Origin of the sequence: Glutamicibacter sp. MCAF14, assembly GCF_052114325.1 — a bacterium.
Classification (GTDB): domain Bacteria; phylum Actinomycetota; class Actinomycetes; order Actinomycetales; family Micrococcaceae; genus Glutamicibacter; species Glutamicibacter arilaitensis.
This window is the reverse complement of sequence record NZ_JBFREO010000001.1, coordinates 116,674-132,536: the sequence shown is the minus strand read 5'-3', so window position 1 is coordinate 132,536 and position 15,863 is coordinate 116,674. Positions and strand designations below refer to the sequence as shown.

At 58.7% G+C, this 15,863-nt stretch carries 17 protein-coding genes; 1 reads left to right on the top strand and 16 read right to left on the bottom strand.

Annotated elements, in window-relative coordinates; genetic code table 11:
- Window positions 1-63 precede the first annotated feature (63 nt).
- From AB4Y71_RS00635 to AB4Y71_RS00595, 9 genes are all read right to left on the bottom strand, one after another.
- A complete protein-coding gene (locus AB4Y71_RS00635) occupies window positions 64-369 on the bottom strand; it encodes a helix-turn-helix domain-containing protein (RefSeq protein ID WP_013350681.1) in 306 nt (101 codons plus the stop codon).
- Between the two features lie 285 nt (window positions 370-654).
- Complete coding sequence (rplI, locus tag AB4Y71_RS00630) at window positions 655-1,113, bottom strand: 50S ribosomal protein L9 (protein WP_013350682.1); 459 nt, start codon at window positions 1,111-1,113, stop codon at window positions 655-657.
- Window positions 1,114-1,133: 20 nt separating this feature from the next.
- Complete coding sequence (rpsR, locus tag AB4Y71_RS00625; RefSeq protein WP_013350683.1) at window positions 1,134-1,373, bottom strand: 30S ribosomal protein S18; 240 nt, start codon at window positions 1,371-1,373, stop codon at window positions 1,134-1,136.
- A 61-nt stretch (window positions 1,374-1,434) separates the two neighbouring features.
- Window positions 1,435-2,004, bottom strand: coding sequence for a single-stranded DNA-binding protein (locus tag AB4Y71_RS00620; protein ID WP_013350684.1), 570 nt, complete (start codon window positions 2,002-2,004; stop codon window positions 1,435-1,437).
- 55 nt (window positions 2,005-2,059) lie between these two features.
- Window positions 2,060-2,356 (bottom strand): 30S ribosomal protein S6, encoded by a 297-nt coding sequence (gene rpsF / locus AB4Y71_RS00615; RefSeq protein ID WP_013350685.1) that lies wholly within the window; start codon window positions 2,354-2,356, stop codon window positions 2,060-2,062.
- A gap of 171 nt (window positions 2,357-2,527) precedes the next feature.
- Window positions 2,528-4,615: an acyltransferase family protein gene (locus tag AB4Y71_RS00610; RefSeq protein ID WP_441717189.1), complete on the bottom strand. Its 2,088-nt coding sequence runs from the start codon at window positions 4,613-4,615 to the stop codon at window positions 2,528-2,530.
- 117 nt (window positions 4,616-4,732) lie between these two features.
- The gene (locus tag AB4Y71_RS00605; protein ID WP_441717188.1) at window positions 4,733-5,224 is read right to left on the bottom strand and encodes a helix-turn-helix domain-containing protein; all 492 of its coding nucleotides are present in this window, start codon (window positions 5,222-5,224) and stop codon (window positions 4,733-4,735) included.
- A gap of 139 nt (window positions 5,225-5,363) precedes the next feature.
- Window positions 5,364-5,915: an LURP-one-related/scramblase family protein gene (locus tag AB4Y71_RS00600; RefSeq protein ID WP_013350688.1), complete on the bottom strand. Its 552-nt coding sequence runs from the start codon at window positions 5,913-5,915 to the stop codon at window positions 5,364-5,366.
- 94 nt (window positions 5,916-6,009) lie between these two features.
- Window positions 6,010-7,272, bottom strand: a complete 1,263-nt coding sequence (locus AB4Y71_RS00595; RefSeq protein WP_441717186.1) for a M18 family aminopeptidase — start codon at window positions 7,270-7,272, stop codon at window positions 6,010-6,012.
- Between the two features lie 258 nt (window positions 7,273-7,530).
- Between AB4Y71_RS00595 and AB4Y71_RS00590 the strand changes: the two genes are divergently transcribed.
- Window positions 7,531-7,917 carry a LapA family protein gene (locus AB4Y71_RS00590; protein WP_441717184.1) on the top strand — a complete coding sequence of 129 codons (387 nt, stop codon included), beginning with the start codon at window positions 7,531-7,533 and terminating at the stop codon, window positions 7,915-7,917.
- A gap of 67 nt (window positions 7,918-7,984) precedes the next feature.
- Here the strand turns inward: AB4Y71_RS00590 and AB4Y71_RS00585 are convergent, their stop codons facing one another.
- The 7 genes from AB4Y71_RS00585 to AB4Y71_RS00555 all read right to left on the bottom strand — a co-directional run bounded on the left by AB4Y71_RS00585 (window position 7,985) and on the right by AB4Y71_RS00555 (window position 15,859).
- A complete protein-coding gene (locus tag AB4Y71_RS00585) occupies window positions 7,985-8,689 on the bottom strand; it encodes a response regulator (protein WP_013350691.1) in 705 nt (234 codons plus the stop codon).
- Window positions 8,686-9,981: a sensor histidine kinase gene (locus tag AB4Y71_RS00580; protein WP_441717182.1), complete on the bottom strand. Its 1,296-nt coding sequence runs from the start codon at window positions 9,979-9,981 to the stop codon at window positions 8,686-8,688. The genes AB4Y71_RS00585 and AB4Y71_RS00580 overlap by 4 nt, the downstream gene beginning before the upstream one ends.
- A 34-nt stretch (window positions 9,982-10,015) precedes the next feature.
- Window positions 10,016-10,861 (bottom strand): drug ABC transporter inner membrane subunit, encoded by an 846-nt coding sequence (locus AB4Y71_RS00575; protein ID WP_013350693.1) that lies wholly within the window; start codon window positions 10,859-10,861, stop codon window positions 10,016-10,018.
- Window positions 10,862-10,865: 4 nt separating this feature from the next.
- Window positions 10,866-11,792 (bottom strand): ABC transporter ATP-binding protein, encoded by a 927-nt coding sequence (locus tag AB4Y71_RS00570; RefSeq protein ID WP_013350694.1) that lies wholly within the window; start codon window positions 11,790-11,792, stop codon window positions 10,866-10,868.
- A gap of 138 nt (window positions 11,793-11,930) precedes the next feature.
- Window positions 11,931-12,959 carry a YdcF family protein gene (locus tag AB4Y71_RS00565; RefSeq protein WP_441717180.1) on the bottom strand — a complete coding sequence of 343 codons (1,029 nt, stop codon included), beginning with the start codon at window positions 12,957-12,959 and terminating at the stop codon, window positions 11,931-11,933.
- Between the two features lie 6 nt (window positions 12,960-12,965).
- Window positions 12,966-14,399: a phytoene desaturase family protein gene (locus tag AB4Y71_RS00560; protein ID WP_441717178.1), complete on the bottom strand. Its 1,434-nt coding sequence runs from the start codon at window positions 14,397-14,399 to the stop codon at window positions 12,966-12,968.
- Window positions 14,396-15,859 (bottom strand): glycosyltransferase family 87 protein, encoded by a 1,464-nt coding sequence (locus tag AB4Y71_RS00555; RefSeq protein ID WP_441717176.1) that lies wholly within the window; start codon window positions 15,857-15,859, stop codon window positions 14,396-14,398. Before AB4Y71_RS00555 ends, AB4Y71_RS00560 begins: the two co-directional genes overlap by 4 nt.
- Between the last annotated feature and the right edge of the window lie 4 nt (window positions 15,860-15,863).

Genomic DNA, 15,863 nt, shown 5'->3' with positions numbered 1-15,863 from the left:
GACCGGTCGGTCAGGAATGCTATTGGCGTAGGATTTAGCCTTCAAATAACTGCCGCAGCGCAGTTAGCCTAGTTCCGCATGAGAATCGTCGCGGATCGCCTTGACCTGCAAGCGCGCGCCCAGCGATTCTGCATAGCGACGCAGGGTGGACAGCTGGACGCGGTCAAGGTCCCCGGTCTCCATGCGGGCGATGCGGTCCACGCTCAGCTTCATGACGCTTGCAACTTGCACCTGGCTCAGCTCTGCTTCTTCGCGCAGTGCGCGCAGCGAGAGCCTGCGCGACTCATGCTGCACATGGCGTCGATGCTCGGCAACGGCCTCGCGTTGCTGCTGCGTCAATACTTCCGGATCGGCATACGCAAAACCCATTTGTTCCACCGTTTCTCTCGATCGTTCTGGCTGAGCACATTCTCTTCTTTGAGGCTATTGCTGCAAAGTGGCCAAGCCAATGATTATGACGCATTGGATGCAAGACGATCTGGTGAATTATGGGCCAAGTCCCGGTTACGCCATGAAGGGCCAGACGGAATCGCCTTGGAGTCTGCGCGCTCGTTGATCCGGCGGCCCAAAGAAATCCGTTTAATCACCAAGAGGTGGCGTGCTCTCCTTGCGGAGTGCACGCCACCTCTTGGTCAGAAGCTGTGTCTAGAAGACTTACTTCTTTGCAGCAGCTACAACCTGCAGACGCAGGTTTGCAACAACGTCAGCGTGAACGCGAACGGTTGCGGTGTAGTTGCCAGTCGACTTGATCTGGTCGTTGACCTCGATGTTGCGCTTGTCGATCTTACCCAGACCGGCAGCCTCTACGGCAGCAGCAATTTCGGTGGTCTTGACGGTGCCGAACAGGCGACCGTTCGAGCCAGCCTTCATGGTGATCTTCACCGGCTGGGACTTCAGCTTAGCTGCAAGTGCCTGAGCATCCTCAAGGTTTGCAACGGCGCGAGCAGCACGTGCAGCCTTGATCGACTCCACCTGCTTCTCACCGCCCTGGGTCCAGACGATTGCGAAGCCGCGTGGCAGCAGGTAGTTACGGGCGTAGCCGTTCTTTACCTCGACAATATCGCCAGCAGCACCGAGACCGGATACTTCGTGAGTCAAAATGATCTTTGCCATGTTGTTATATCCCCTCTTCCTTAGCCGCGGCCAGCGCCGGAGTAAGGCAGCAGGGCTACTTCACGTGCGTTCTTGATTGCCTGTGCGATCTTGCGCTGTTCCTGAACGGAAACGCCGGTCACGCGACGAGCGCGGATCTTACCGCGGTCGGAGATGAACTTGCGCAGCAGTGCGGTGTCCTTGTAGTCGATGACAGTGATGTCAGCGGCCTTCAATGGGTTGGACTTTGGTTTGGGCTTACGGATTTCAGCCTTAGCCATCGTGGAGCTCCTTAGTTTTGGAGCCCGCAGAATGATCTGCGGGATGGTGAATAAATATTGTTTAGAAAGGTGGTTCGTCTGCGCCTGGGTTGCCCCAGCCGCCACCGTTGTTTCCGCCGGTGCTCCATGGGTCTGCGGCTGGAGCATTCCATCCGCCACCCTGCTGAGGCTGCTGCTGACGCGGCGCCTGAGCTGGAGCACTTTGCTGTGGTGCGTTGGAGAAGCCTCCACCACCATTGCCGAAGCCACCGTTGCCACCGCCGGAGCGCTGGGTACGGGTGACCTTGGCGGACGCGAAACGGAGCGATGGGCCGATTTCATCGACTTCAAGCTCCATGACGGTGCGACGTTCGCCTTCCTTGGTGTCGTAAGAACGTGAACGCAACCGACCCTGGGCAATGACACGCATGCCCTTGGTCAGCGTTTCAGCAACGTTCTCTGCAGCCTCACGCCAAACCGATGCGCGCAAGAACAGGGCTTCCCCGTCCTTCCACTCATTGGACTGGCGATCAAAGGTGCGAGGAGTCGAAGCGATCGTAAAGTTCGCTACGGCTGAACCGGATGGCGTGAAACGCAGCTCCGGATCGGCGGTCAGGTTGCCGATAACGGTAATAACAGTCTCGCCTGCCATTGACTCTCCTTAGAAAGATTGAACGTTAATTCCTACGACGGAAGGTTGCGCGTAATTAAACGCGTGCCTCTTCCGGACGGGTGACCTTGTGGCGCAGGATCAGTTCGTTGATCTTCAGCTGACGCTCAAGTTCAGCCGAAGCAGCTGGTTCTGCGGTGTAGTTCACCACTACGTAAGTGGCTTCTGCCTTCTTCTGGATCTCGTAAGACATCTTGCGACGTCCCCAGATATCAACCTTGTCGATCGTTCCACCATTTGAGCGAACAACTTCGAGGTACTTCTCGAGAGTTGGCTCTACGGTGCGGTCATCGACCTCTGGATCGATGAGGACCATAAGTTCATAAGCACGCATGTGAACCCACCTCCTTTGGGCTAAACGGTCGCGGTATTTCCGCAACAGGAGGTTCTTGCGTTATCCATGCTCCGCGGCACCCAAGTTTCGGGCGTGCAGTAGCACAGACCTTCCAATCCTACCCGAGAGACCCCAAGTTGCATAAGCCTAGGTGTCCTAAATCATGCCGGGCTAGTTGGCAGCGAGCGCCTTTTCGATCCTTTGGCCGAAGACCGGCGCCAAGGTGCCCATATAGGTGTCGCTGATGTGGTGCTTGTCGCGGTAGACCAGGACGTTTCCCACCACGGCAGGGCAGGTTCCCTCCATGCAGAAGTGGTCGCTGAAGTCGAGTACCTCGACGCGCGGTTCCAGTTCGGCAGCACGCTCGGTGGCATCGCCCTTTTCGAAAGCACCCTTTTCCGGGAACGCGCATTTCTCCGGGTCTTGCGCGTTTTCTTCCACGCAATCACGTGCATAGGAGTCCTGTGGAGGCCGCGGGGTGTCCACAATGGCATAGACCGGAAGGCCGGCGTCTTCGAGTTCGGACCAGATCGCGGCTTGGCCCTTCGCTGCGTCAGTGGTGAAGGTGGCTCCACCCCAGTTCGCTGTGATCACCGCGTTGATGTCATCGCGCGTCTTCAAGGCCTGGAGGCTCTGACCGATTGCTTCTTCGCAGTTGATGCTGCCATCTTGATCCGCTTTGCGCTGAGCCGCTGAGAATGGACAGGAATTTTTCAGATAAGTCACTACTTTCCAGCCCTTGCTTTGGGCGTATCCATGCACGGCTTCAAACCAATGCGCCGCATGTGAATCTCCCACCAGCGCCACGGTATAGGTGGCGTCCTTGCTGCCGAATTCGCATTCCTTGATCTGCATGGACTTTGGTTCCTGGACGCAGTCACCCAGATCCGGCTGGTCCTCAGCTGCCGTGGCAGGCAACGGGACGACCTGCTGATGGCCTGCTACAAAAGCGGGGGCACCCTGGGCAACGGACGCAGCACCAAAACCAACGGGAGGGCTTTGCATCATCGTGGTCAGCTCTTGCCGCTCCTGGTCAACAAGCCGTTTTTGCATGGTGCCTGGCAGCGTCGCGAGCGAAGCCGCGAGCCCGACCATTACCGCCCCGGCAACCAAGGACCGGGCAGGGGAACTGGCCAGCGGGCGGAAACTGCGCAAAGGAGCTTCAACCCACTTCAGGCTGGCCCAGGCCAGCAGCAGCGACCCAGCCAGCAACGCTACTGACTGCCACGGCGAAGGCTCGCCGCCAGCAAGCTCAATGAAGAACACGATCAACGGCCAATGCCACAGGTACAGCGAATACGAGGCCAGGCCAACCCACTGAACCGGAGCCCAGTTCACCAATGGATGCAAGGATCCGGGCCCGCGAGTGCTGCCTGCAGCAATCACCACGGCGCAGCCAAGAACCGGAATGGCCGCCGCAATGCCGGGGAAGACGGTTTGGGCGTTGTAGCTGAACGCCGCGAAGCAGATCGCCGCTAACGCTGCAAGCACCGCCAGATTCCTCAGCTGCCAGCTCATCGCCCACGCTGGCAGCGCCAAGGAGCCATTGGCGTGCGCCTGAACCGCCAAGGCGAGAAGTCCGCCGACTGCCAATTCCCAAACACGGGTGGTGGTAATGAAGTATCCGGCGGCATTTCCGGAGTAGCCGGCATACGCCGAGTAACACAGCGAAACCACTGCGATGCCGGCGAAGATCATCCAGAGCATGCGGCGCCGAGAGGCGAACCCATCGCCACGAGGATCAGCATTCGGCTTGGCCATCAAGCACACTGCTAGAACCAGCAACGGCCAAAACAGATAGAACTGCTCCTCAACACCCAGCGACCAGAAGTGCTGCAACGGCCCCGGAACTTGATCTGCAGCCAGGTAATCGACCGAGTCCGCGGCGAGCACCCAGTTCTGCACCGAGAATGCCGAAGCAATCGCTTGGGTACCCAGAGTTTCCCATTGCGTTTTGGGCAGGATCAAGAAGCTTGCCGCGACAACCACCAGGATCACTAGCATGGCAGCAGGAAGGATTCTTCGCGCTCTCCCGGCAAAAAAGGCCGCGAGCTTGACCCGACCGGTGCGTTCGGCTTCTCGCAGCAGGTGCGAGGTAATCAGGAAACCGGAAATGACGAAGAAGATATCGACGCCGATGTAGCCGCCGGGAACTACCGACGGTTCGAGGTGATAGGCAACGACCAGCAGCACCGCCAGGGCACGGAGGGCCTGGATCTCCGGACGGAAATTCTTGACCTGCGGGGAATTCGAACTCATAGTCATTGATCAGACCAGCACGGGGTAAACAGCAGGTTATAAATGAGCAACTGGCGGTCTAACGACCCGTGGGAACCTCATGAGTGGTCCCACGGCTAGGGCTTCGCGACTTGGGCTCTAACCCAGTAGTTTCCTATTTGGCGTGGACAGTGGATATTTGGCATCAAGTTTGGAATCGAGACTCAACCGGAAAACTGCTTCGAGCAACAGGTTCCCGACGCCCCAGTATGCCGGGATCAGCAGCCAGATGTACCAGCCAAAGTTGCCGGTGGTTGCCAGGATGATTGTGCCGAAGGTGACCAGGATGCCCAGCCCGCGGAACACTAGCAGGATCCCCTTGATTGCTGAATCCCGGCGTTCCTGGTCCGCTTGGGTTCTGGCTTCGAGTCCATCTACGGCCTCGGAGAATTTTGGAGTTTGAACGCTTTTGAAAAGATCACCAACCTGCACATCCAAGGCTTTGGCGACCAGCGAGATAGTTTCCAAGCTCGCGTCGTTGCCTGCTTCAAGGCGTTGGACCGTCCTGACAGTAATGCCGCTTTCCGTGGCCAGTCGTTCTTGCGTCCAGCCCTTAACACGACGAAGTTCTGCAATCCGTGATTCATTCATGCTCCTCACGCTAGCCAATAGCACACCGAAAGCACCACGACATCCAGGCGACAGTTACCCGACAACAGCACGTCAGACAGCCGAGAGACCGCTTGACCTGCTGTGGAGAAGTATTACCAGCGACGACTATTCCAGGGTGTTACGAGTTCCGCTGCTGCTTCTCACGGATCAAGTCCAGTGCCAGCACCGAGCCGATCACCGCTTGGCGTTGCTGTATGGTGAGATTTTCCGCCAATCGCAGGGCGTAGGTTGATTTGCCGAGCAAGGCGTTGCCCATCCCGGACCACTCCCGGGTCACGGTTCCCAGAACTCCGCCGGGGCCAGTGATCTGAAAGTCGAAGTCCCAGATGCTTCCCAATAATTCGAGCTCTTCCCCCAGCATCGAGATGGCGACCCGGGTCTTGAAGAAGGTGATTTTCTTGACCAAGCTGGCTAATGGGCCCGCGTTGCCATCGAGGATCTCAAAACGATCGCGGCCGACGGTCATCGTATCTTTGACAATGATGACCGGATTGCCTGGTCCGTCAAAGACCGTAAGCTCTCTGGCTCCCGCAAACATGCGACCCAACGTACTTCCGCCGGTATCCACATGGGCAATCTGCTGTCCGGTCTGATCACGGATCGCGAAGTCGTTCTTGGAGAAATTCTTCGTCTGCTGGAAAATCAACATGTCCTGGTTGAAGATCGTCATGGTGCCGATTATGCCACCGTTTGGGCGTATCCGGAGCCGACGCCTGGGGAAAGCGAAGAGCCAGCCTAGCGGCTGGCTCTTCGCGTTGGCCTAACTAGGCTCCGAAGAATTCGCGCGAAACCTTGGACAGGTACCAAGGATCATCCACGCCGCACATCTCGCGAGCGGAGTGCATGGACAGCAGCGCTACGCCCACGTCCAGGGTGCGAATGCCGATTCGGGTCGCGGTCAGCGGACCGATGGTTGAGCCGCAAGGCACGCGGTTGTTGGAAACGAATTCCTGGTACGGAACACCGGCAGCCTCGCACCAGTTGGCGAATGCGGCGGCACCGACAGCGTCGGTGGCATAGCGCTGGTTGGCGTTGATCTTCAGCAACGGGCCTGCGTTCAACTGCGGACGGTTGGCTGGGTCGTGGCGCTCGGGGTAGTTCGGGTGCACGGCATGGCCGGCATCTGCAGACAAGCACACCGAGTTCGACAGCGCACGGGCATTGTCTTCAACATTGCCGCCCAGGGATGCCTGGATGCGGTTGATCAGCTCTTCCAAGAACGGTCCGCAGGCACCCGATCGCGACGATGAACCTAGTTCTTCATGATCAAAAGCCGCCAGCATCGCAATGTGATTGCCTGCTGGCTTGCGGGAATGATCAGCCAATGCGATCAGGCCCGCGTGCACCGAAGAAAGGTTGTCCAATCGCGAGCTGGCGAAGAAGTTCTTGCCTTCGCCGAAGACTTCGCCACGCTGGGCAGGAGCGGTCAGGATGTCGTAGCCAGCTACCTGCGCCGGGTTGACCCCTGCAGATTTCGCTAGGATCGCCAGAATGTCAGCATCCGCCAAATCGCCTGCGCCGAAGACTGGGTTGGTGTGGGTCTGTTTGTCCAGGGCCAACCCTTCGTTGACTTGGCGGTCAAGGTGAATAGCCAACTGCGGGATGCGCAGGATCGGTTCGGTCTGGGCTAGATGTTCGGAACCGTCCTTGAGAACCAAACGGCCGGCGAGCACCAGTTCGCGGTCCAACCAGGAATTGAGCAGAGGTCCGCCGTAAACTTCAACGCCTGCTTGCCACCAGCCGTTGGAACCGATGGTTGGCTTTGGCTTGAGCTTGAAACCGGGGGAATCGGTGTGGGCACCAAGGATATGGAAGCCGCTGGTCGCGGTAGCTGCTTCTGGCTGCACCCAGGCAATGATCGCTCCGTCGCGGATGACGTAGTAAGAGCCGGGACCCAAGTTCCAGGCCTGCTTTTCGTCCAAAGCGTTGAATCCAACGGCATCCAGGCGTTTCGCGGCCGAGGCTGCAGCGTGGTAGCTCGATGGCGAGGTTGCGACGTATTCGGCCAGGTCTGCAATGTGGGCCATTGCTGCGGCTTGTGCCATAGCTGGTTACTCACTTCTTTCTGTCAAGAGATATTTGTCAGACGGTTTTCCAGGTTTCGGTTCCCGCCTGAAAAGTCGAGTTGCCCTCCAGCTTAGTAGCCCAAAGCACATTTCCCGGTGTCCTGCTGAACCTCGGAGCTCTCTGGCAACCTGAGATATACCCATATCTTTAGCTTGACTTGGGGCCTAGCTCTCGAGGATGCTGAAAGCAGTCCCGGAGACAAGGAAAGCGAGTTCATCATGGCTACAGCCGATCGAACACCAGAACAAAACGAGATTCCAGCAAACTCACCCGCAGGCGAGCTGGAGACTACCTTGCCGATGGATTCCAAGGTCCAGCAGTCCGGACCTGCCGGCACAAACAAGCTTCCAGCCACAAAGCTGGGGCGCATCTGGACCGCTACGATCTTCGGCCTGGTCGTCCTGATCTTACTGATTGTCTTCATCGCCCAGAACCAGGATCAGGTGACGCTGAACTACTTCGCTTATCAGGGACAGGTCAACCTTGGACTGGCGTTATTCTTTGCCGCCGTTGGCGGTGCCCTGGTGGTTGCGATCGCCGGAGTGGCCCGCGTAATCCAGCTGCGCGCTACTGCCAAGAAACGGCGCAAGGCCAACAAGCGCTAAAAGAATTCATGGCCGCCGCAGGAAACCTCCAAGTTTCCTGCGGTGGCCATTTTTGCGTTTATGGTTCCTAGTAGTCCAAGCCTTGGGACGGGATCACCAGTCCGGTCTCGTAGGCGTACACCACCGCTTGCACTCGATCGCGCAGATGCAATTTGGTCAGGATCCGCCGTACATGGGTTTTCACCGTCGCCTCAGAAAGGAAGAAACGGTGCGCAATCTCAGCATTGGACAAGCCCTCGGCGAGCGCACGCAGCACTTCTTGTTCTCGTGGGGTCAGATCATCGAGCAACGGGTCTCGCTTGGGTTCGGCAGCTTGGCCCGGAACACCATGTCCTGCGTTGCGCACGTAGGTTTCCAGCAGTCGCGCGGTTACGCGCGGCGCCACGACCGCATCACCGGAAGCGACCAAGCGCACCGCGTGGACCAGTTCCTCCGGGGCCACATCTTTGAGCAGGAACGCGCTGGCTCCGGCCTGGAGGCCGGAGAATGCGTACTCGTCCAGGTCAAAGGTGGTCAGGATGATGATCTTGGTTTCCGGATGCTCTTTGGCGATGCGTTCGGTCGCTTCAAGACCGTCCATCTTGGGCATGCGCACGTCCATCAGCACCACGTCTGGCTTCAGGGCGGCGGTCTGCGCCAGGGCGTCGAGACCGTCAGCTGCTTCACCGGCGATGACAATATCGTCTTCGCCTTCGAGGATGAGGCGGAATCCCATGCGTAAGAGGGGCTGGTCATCGACCAGCAGGACCTTGATTTTATCGTCCACGCTCATTCGTTCACTGCCTTCTTAGTTTCGTTCTGCAAGCTGCATTCGGGAAGTTTCAGAACCGCTTTGACGATCCACCCGCCGCTGGCCAGCGGCCCGGCGTCAACGGTTCCGTCAAAGAGTGCGGCTCGTTCGCGCATGCCACGCAGTCCCCGCCCACTGCCGATACTCGGAACTCTGGTCGCATCGCCGTTATCCATAATTTCCATGCGAAGTTCATCCCGGCGCCGTTCCAGACGGACCTGCACATCACTTACGTTACGGGCATAGCGCAGGGAATTCGTCAGGGACTCTTGAATAATACGGAAGACAGTCAGTTGGAAGGTGGTGTCTTCTGGCAACGGGTCGCCGGTATGCGTGAAGGAAACCGGAAGGCCTGCGGTGCGGAACCCTTCAAGCAACTGCTCCACGTTGCCGCCAGTTGGCTGCGGGGCCAGGTCTCCGGATTCTTCTTGCCGCAGCACCCCAAGCATGCGGCGCATATCGGCCAAGGCGGCACGGCCAGTTCCAGACAGTTCGTTGAGCACTTCATCTGCACGGGCCTGATCACGCTTAGCCACCACCCGCGCGCCCTCGGACAAGGCGATCATCACCGAGAGCGAGTGGGCCACTACATCGTGCATTTCGCGGGCAATGCGGTTGCGTTCTTGCACCTGGGCGAGTCTGGATACCTGCGACGCCCAGTGATTGAGTTCAGCTTCGTGGATGCGCGAATTGCGCACGTTCATGCCTACGGCCGCTGCGGCAATGTAGAACCCGATGACGAAGCTTCCCGAAACGGCAATGATGACGCGGGTGAAGATCATTTCGTCAATGCCATCTTGCGGATCGAATTCCATGCCGTCCATATCGGGGAAGCCCATGAGAACCATCAAGACGGTTTGGAAACTACCGGCCAGGATTGCCAATGGGATGGTGCGTTTGGCCGAGTAGCTGGTGGCAACCGTATACAGGGCGATGACCATCCCCACCCCGCCAAGGCCGCCTTGCGAACCGGCGATCACCAAAGCCAGGCATTCAAAAATGAAGACCAGGATAATCACCGTCATCGGGGCCCTGCGCCGGTACAACAGGGCAGCGCTGATGGCGAGAGTGACTACCAGCAGTCCGGTGGCGTTGGCATCTGGCATTGCGGCGAACACCAATACACCGGGCAAGGTCAGCAGCAGGTAGATGACCACCGCGCCGATGACCACCAAGCGGGGGTGGGTACGCAAATAGCGCCGTACCCGGCCCATTCGCTTGGCGGCCAGTTCATCGAAGGAAACCACGGTTTCCTGCAGCGTCGGTTGACTCATATTCCCAGTCTAGGTTTCTCGTGCACTCGGCGAGCTATTTGATGTCCCGCTTGGCCAGCAAGACAGCTCCCAGTGCCAGGGGAAGCACTATCCAGCCTGCCACGCCCAACAGCTGCTGCCATTGCTCCAGATCCGTGGAAACGCTGGCTGGAGTGGCCAAGCCGATACCCAGCTGATCTGGCATGAACTTGGCAACGTACTGTGCCCAGTCGGTGAAAGCAGTCAGCAGGGCAACGATGATCGGCAGTACGAAGAACAAGCCTGCCAGGCTGGTGATTCCGCCGGCAGAATTGCGCAGCAACACCCCGAGCGCCAATCCGATCAATGCCGCCATGATCACGGCCAGTGCCCCGAACCAGAGCACCTTCTGGAAGGACTCGCTGCCGAATTCCAGACCTAAGTTGTATGCATCGGAAATCGGCTTGCAAAGCGCGAAGGCGGCCAGGGTGGCGGCAATCTGGACGATACCGGTCAGCAGCGTAATCAGGATCGTCTTGGCCGCCAGCACGCGGAAGCGCTGCGGGCTGGCCAAGAAGGTGCTCACTGCGGAGCCAGTGGTGAATTCACCACTGAAAAGCAGCACGCCGAGCACGCCGAGGATCAGCTGGCTGAAGACCAGCCCTGAGCCGATCAGCTGGGCGGCCATGTTGGGGTCTGTCATCATCTCCATCCCTTGCACTTCCCCCATGCCGGCCATGTCGCTGTTATTCAACGACCCGACTCCCCAGGTCGCAATGGCTGCGATGCCCAGGTAGACCACGAAGGCGACAGCGATCAAGATACGCGTGGAGTTCAGTGCGAAGAAACGGATGGCTTCACTGCGCAGCACGCCCCAGAGGGTGACTTTGCCGGCAGGTGCGGTTGCGAGATGGGTAGTCATGTCCTTACTTCCCGCCGCTTGGTTCGGCAACGATAGTCGAGTGATATTCAACGGCATCACGGGTCAGCTCCATATAGGCGTCTTCCAAGGTGCGCTGCAACGGACGTAATTCGCTCAGTGCCACCCCGTGCTCCAAGGCACGACGGCCAATGGCCGCAGAATCGGGACCGGTAACTTCCAGGGCGTGCTCATCAATCCGCCGCAGCTGAACACCGTCGGCGCTGAGCACATTCATCAGAACTTCGATGTCTGCTGCTCGCACAATCGTTTGGTCCAGACCGTTATCGATGAATTCGCTGATTGGTGCGTCGGCCATGATCCGGCCGCGGCCAATCACGATCAGGTGATCAGCGGTCTGAGCCATTTCGCTCATCAAGTGCGAAGAAATGAACACGGTTTTACCTGCAGCTGCCTGCTGGCGGGCCAGGTGGCGGACCCATGCCACGCCTTCAGGATCCAGGCCGTTGACCGGCTCATCGAGGATCAGCACCTGCGGATCTCCTAACAGGGCTGTCGCGATGCCCAAGCGCTGTCCCATGCCCAGAGAGAAACCTCCGACTTTCTTACGCCGCACGCTACTCAGACCGGTGAGCTCGAGTACTTCATCCACCCTGGCTGCCGGCAGTCCTGCAGTTGCAGCCATTGCCCGCAAATGCGCCAGCGGAGTCAGTGACTTATGGACCGATTTGGCTTCCAGCAAGGTGCCAACCTGGGTCAGCGGGTGGCGCGATTTCCTGAAATCGCTTCCGTTGACCAGAACCTCGCCACTGGTAGGTTTGGCCAGCCCTACGATCATGCGCATGGTGGTGGATTTACCGGCGCCATTCGGGCCCAGGAATCCGGTCACCATTCCTTCTTGGACTGCGAACGATGCATTATCGACCACGGTCTTTCCACCGTATTTCTTCGTCAACTGCTGTGCCTGGATCATGTTTCCAGCCTAGAGAATTCCGGTTCCCAGCTCACCGCCCCCAGTGCTGATTTATTGCTCAACCAAAAGAGTGATAGCAGGCAAAAGACGCCGGGGCCCATGCACCAGATGGTGCATGGGCCCCGGCGTCCAAGCGCGTTAGATCAATACTGCGGGCAGTACAAGCATCATCCCTGCGATGGCCAAGGCGAAGGGCAAGGCCAGCAAGATCATCAGTTTCTTTTGATCCCGCACGATCGCTACGCATTCTCGCAGGAAAGCACTGGGCCGGTAGTACGCAGCGGTCTTCCCACCGAAAGCACGGGCGTCCAGGCCCAGCTGGCGGGAAGCCATCGCTACCCGCAGCGCGTGATAGTCGCTGGTGACCAGCCACAGCTGGCCATCCGGGCGCTGTTCGCGGATCAGGGCGTTGGAGAACCTCAGGTTCTCCATAGTGTCCTTGGCCCGGTCTTCGATCAGGATCTGCGCCTCGTCGATCCCTTGCTCTTGCAGGTACTTAGCCATGCTCACGCCTTCTGGCTCCACCTCATCATGGCCTTGTCCCCCAGTGGGAACCATGAAGGGACGAGGCGAGTGCTGAAGCTGCTGCAGCTCAATGCCCTTATCCAAGCGACCGCGCAGCAACGGGGTGACCTTGCCTTTGATGGTTCGAGCGCCTAGGACCACCACAGCTGCGCTGTCAGCTTTCGACGGGAATCTGCCGTGCACCCACGCATACAGCAGCAGCATCGCAAATAGGCTCGCGGTAAAGAGCGAGGCCATGAACAAGATGAATGCCAGCGCATAGGTCCACCAGGATTCGATGCGGATCAGCAGTACGGCGATGACCGGCAAGGCAAAGACCGCGAGCCCGGCGACCAAGGACAACAGATTTGCGGGTTTAGCTCCTTCACGCCGGCACATCAAGATCCCGTTGTAGACCAGGGCCGCGCCGAACACCACGACCATCAGCGGGGTAAGGACCAAGAGAATGGAGAACAGGAACCCGAATCCGGGAAGCACCGCAGTTAGCAGATCAACAATCGCCGAAATGGAAAACAGCACCAACGGCAATAGCAGCACCGCCAGGATCAAGCGTCGCGGGTCCTTGCGGTATTGCCGGACAAAAACCCACCAGAGCGCTGCCAAAAAGATCCAGCCGACAAGCTGCGCTAATGCTGCTTCCATTGTTTCTCAGTTCACCGATTTCCAGTTTGTAATTCCGTATTCTCGTTTCAGCATCGATTGAGCCCCGAGGAATCCGCCCATGCCATGCACCGATGGGCCCGGAGGAGCAGCTGAGGAAACCAGGTACAGCCCCTTGGACTGCAGGTACCACGGATCGGTGGAGATCCGCGGGCGTTTGATGCTGCCCAGCAGGTCCATGGTTCCCCCGGAAAGGTCCCCTCCGACCAGCGCCGAGTTCTGTGCTTCCAATTCCTTGGCAGTCACTACATGTGCTTCAAGGATGGCATCGCTGAACCCCGGGGCCGCCTGTTCAATCATGTCCTTGATTTCCCGGCTCATGTTGACCGGAGAATCCAGTGGCACGTGGCAGTAAGCCCAGATCACATGCTGGCCCCGCGGTGCCCTTGAATTATCGAATTGCGATGGCTGGGCCACGATCATGTACGGCTTAGCCGATCCCCTGCGTATCGCGGTGCGTTCGGCCTTCCCCACCTGGAGGGCTGTGCCGCCCAGGTGCACCGTCCCGGCCTTGCCCAGCGTCGCATCGCGCCACGGCACCGGTTCGGAAAGCACATAGTGCACCAAGCAGCTTCCCGGCGAGCGCCGGGTATTGAGCATTGCGTGGGAAAGCTGTGCTGGCAGATGGCCCTTAGAGAGCTTGGCGGCGTCTTCTGCCGACGTATCAAACAGGACGTTCTGCGCAGAGAGCTCATCAATATGGTTGATGCGAACCCCGGTGTGGATTTTTGCTCCGTAAGCCATTGCCTCTTCGGCCAATGCGTTGCTGATGGCTTGGGAGCCGCGACGCGGAATAGCCCATCCCTTGCCATGTGCGGTTGCCGCGAGGAACAAGCCTGCCCCGGCATTAGCCGGGCCGCGCGAACCGCCTGCGACGTGCGCGGCGCAGCCTGCATATAGCGCGGCAGCGCGCTCAAATTTTCCAGAAAAGAGGTTTTTGAGACCCATCCCGGCTACCGTACCCAAAGCAAAAGTCGCCAAGGCTAACGGGTTCGAAGGGACCTTGAGCAGGGGATTGAGCAGGGTCTGGCTGACCCCGTCGATCTGCTTGACCAGTGGACCGAGCAGCCGCGTGTACATTTCACCGTCTGCCCCGCCAAGTTCTTCTCCGGTGCGTTCCAGGTCCTTATAGGCATAGGCCGTTCTGCGATCCAGCACGTGAGCAAAGGAAATCTCCGGAACGATGAAATCCACCTTGTCGTGGACGCCCAGTTCATGCATGGCCTGGGATTGCATCGCCATTGGATGCACCGCACTGCCCAAATCAAACTTCGCCTGGGAACCGTTGAGCATTTGCGTACGCGCGGCCCCGCCAATGCTGTCATTGGCCTCGTAAACCGTGACTTCCAATCCGGCACGGGCAGCTACTGCTGCGGCCGCCAGCCCGTTGGGTCCTGCTCCGACAACGGCAACGTCAATCATGATTTATTTTCCGCCACTTCGTTCGTGTTCTTGGATCCAGCCAGCAGACCTCGCAGGGTCCAGCGATCGGGTGCACCGGCGTACGGTCCGGCCAATGGATCGTCTTGGCCCACTGCCCGAATCGGATCGTGGCGCGGGTCAAGGATGGAACGTGCAACCAGGAACATCAGGTATCCCAGCATCACCATATGCGCCAGCACCAGCACTACGTAGCCGGTCTCCGGGAAGGCTTTCTGCGCTTCTTCGGCAGACAGGGAATCAAGATAGAACCAAACACCGTAGAAGTGCGCCACCTCCACCAGCATCCAGATCACGAATTCACGCCATCGCGGCAAGGCCAGGGCAAATAGCGGAATCAACCAGACGATGAACTGCGGCGAATACACCTTATTGACCATGACAAATGAGGCGATGATCAAGAAGGCCATGGAAGCCAGTCGCGGGGTGCGTTTAGCCGTCAGCCCCAGCACCGCTACACCCACGCAGCACAGGAAGAAGAGAATCAGGCCGTAACGGGAAATCTGTTCCGCTTCAAATTGCGCGATGCCCTCCCGGTTATCGGCAATGACATTGAATGCGTGCCAGAAGCTGGAGAAGCCTGCCCCGCGTTCAGAGGAAAAGTTGAAGAAGTGCATGAAGGATGTGGGGAACGCCAGCGCATAGGGAAGGTTCACCAGTACCCAGGTTGCCGCGGCAGTACCGGCGGTGACCCAGAAGGTCTTGAACTTTCCGGTGCGGATAGCCAAGACCAGCACCGCGCCGAGGATGAAGAACGGATAGATCTTCATCGCGGCGCCCAAACCGATCAGCACTCCGGCTAAAACGGTGTGCTTGCGGGCGAAGGCCAACATGCCCAGGGCCAGCAAGGCCACAGCCCACATATCCCAGTTGATGCTGCCGGCCAGGATGATGCCCGGTGCGATTGCTACCATCGCCGCATCCCAGGGGCGCCGCCCAGTCATGCGCAGGGTGGCGATGACCGTGACCATCCACAAGATCGCTACCAGCAAGAGATTGATATCGAAGTACAGCAGGGAACGGTTCTCGATCCCGGTGGGGATGATCGAAGCGACAGCCGAGGCGACCGTGCTCATCAACACCGGATATTCGAACTGGGCCGCGGCGCTGAAAGGCGCCCACGGGTTTTCCGCGAAACCACGAGCGGAAAAGAGCGGGACCCAGTCGCTATAGCAGGCGTAGGCGTAAGGGTTGTTACCAGTCCACCCGTTGATCCGGCACGGGTTCTTTGCCAACAGCATCAGCAGTGCACCGACGGTAGTCATCAAGATGATGACGCGTTCAACGCTGAAGAATCCCGGGTCGATTCGACCCGGTTCGCTATGCCGGCCCAAAGGTCCGCCGATCAGTGCAGTGAACTGTCGAAGGAACCCGTCAGCGCGTGATGGCACGGTAATCCGCACAGGTCCACGCGCCGGCTGGGGCTGGTTTGGCTCGTTCATACCT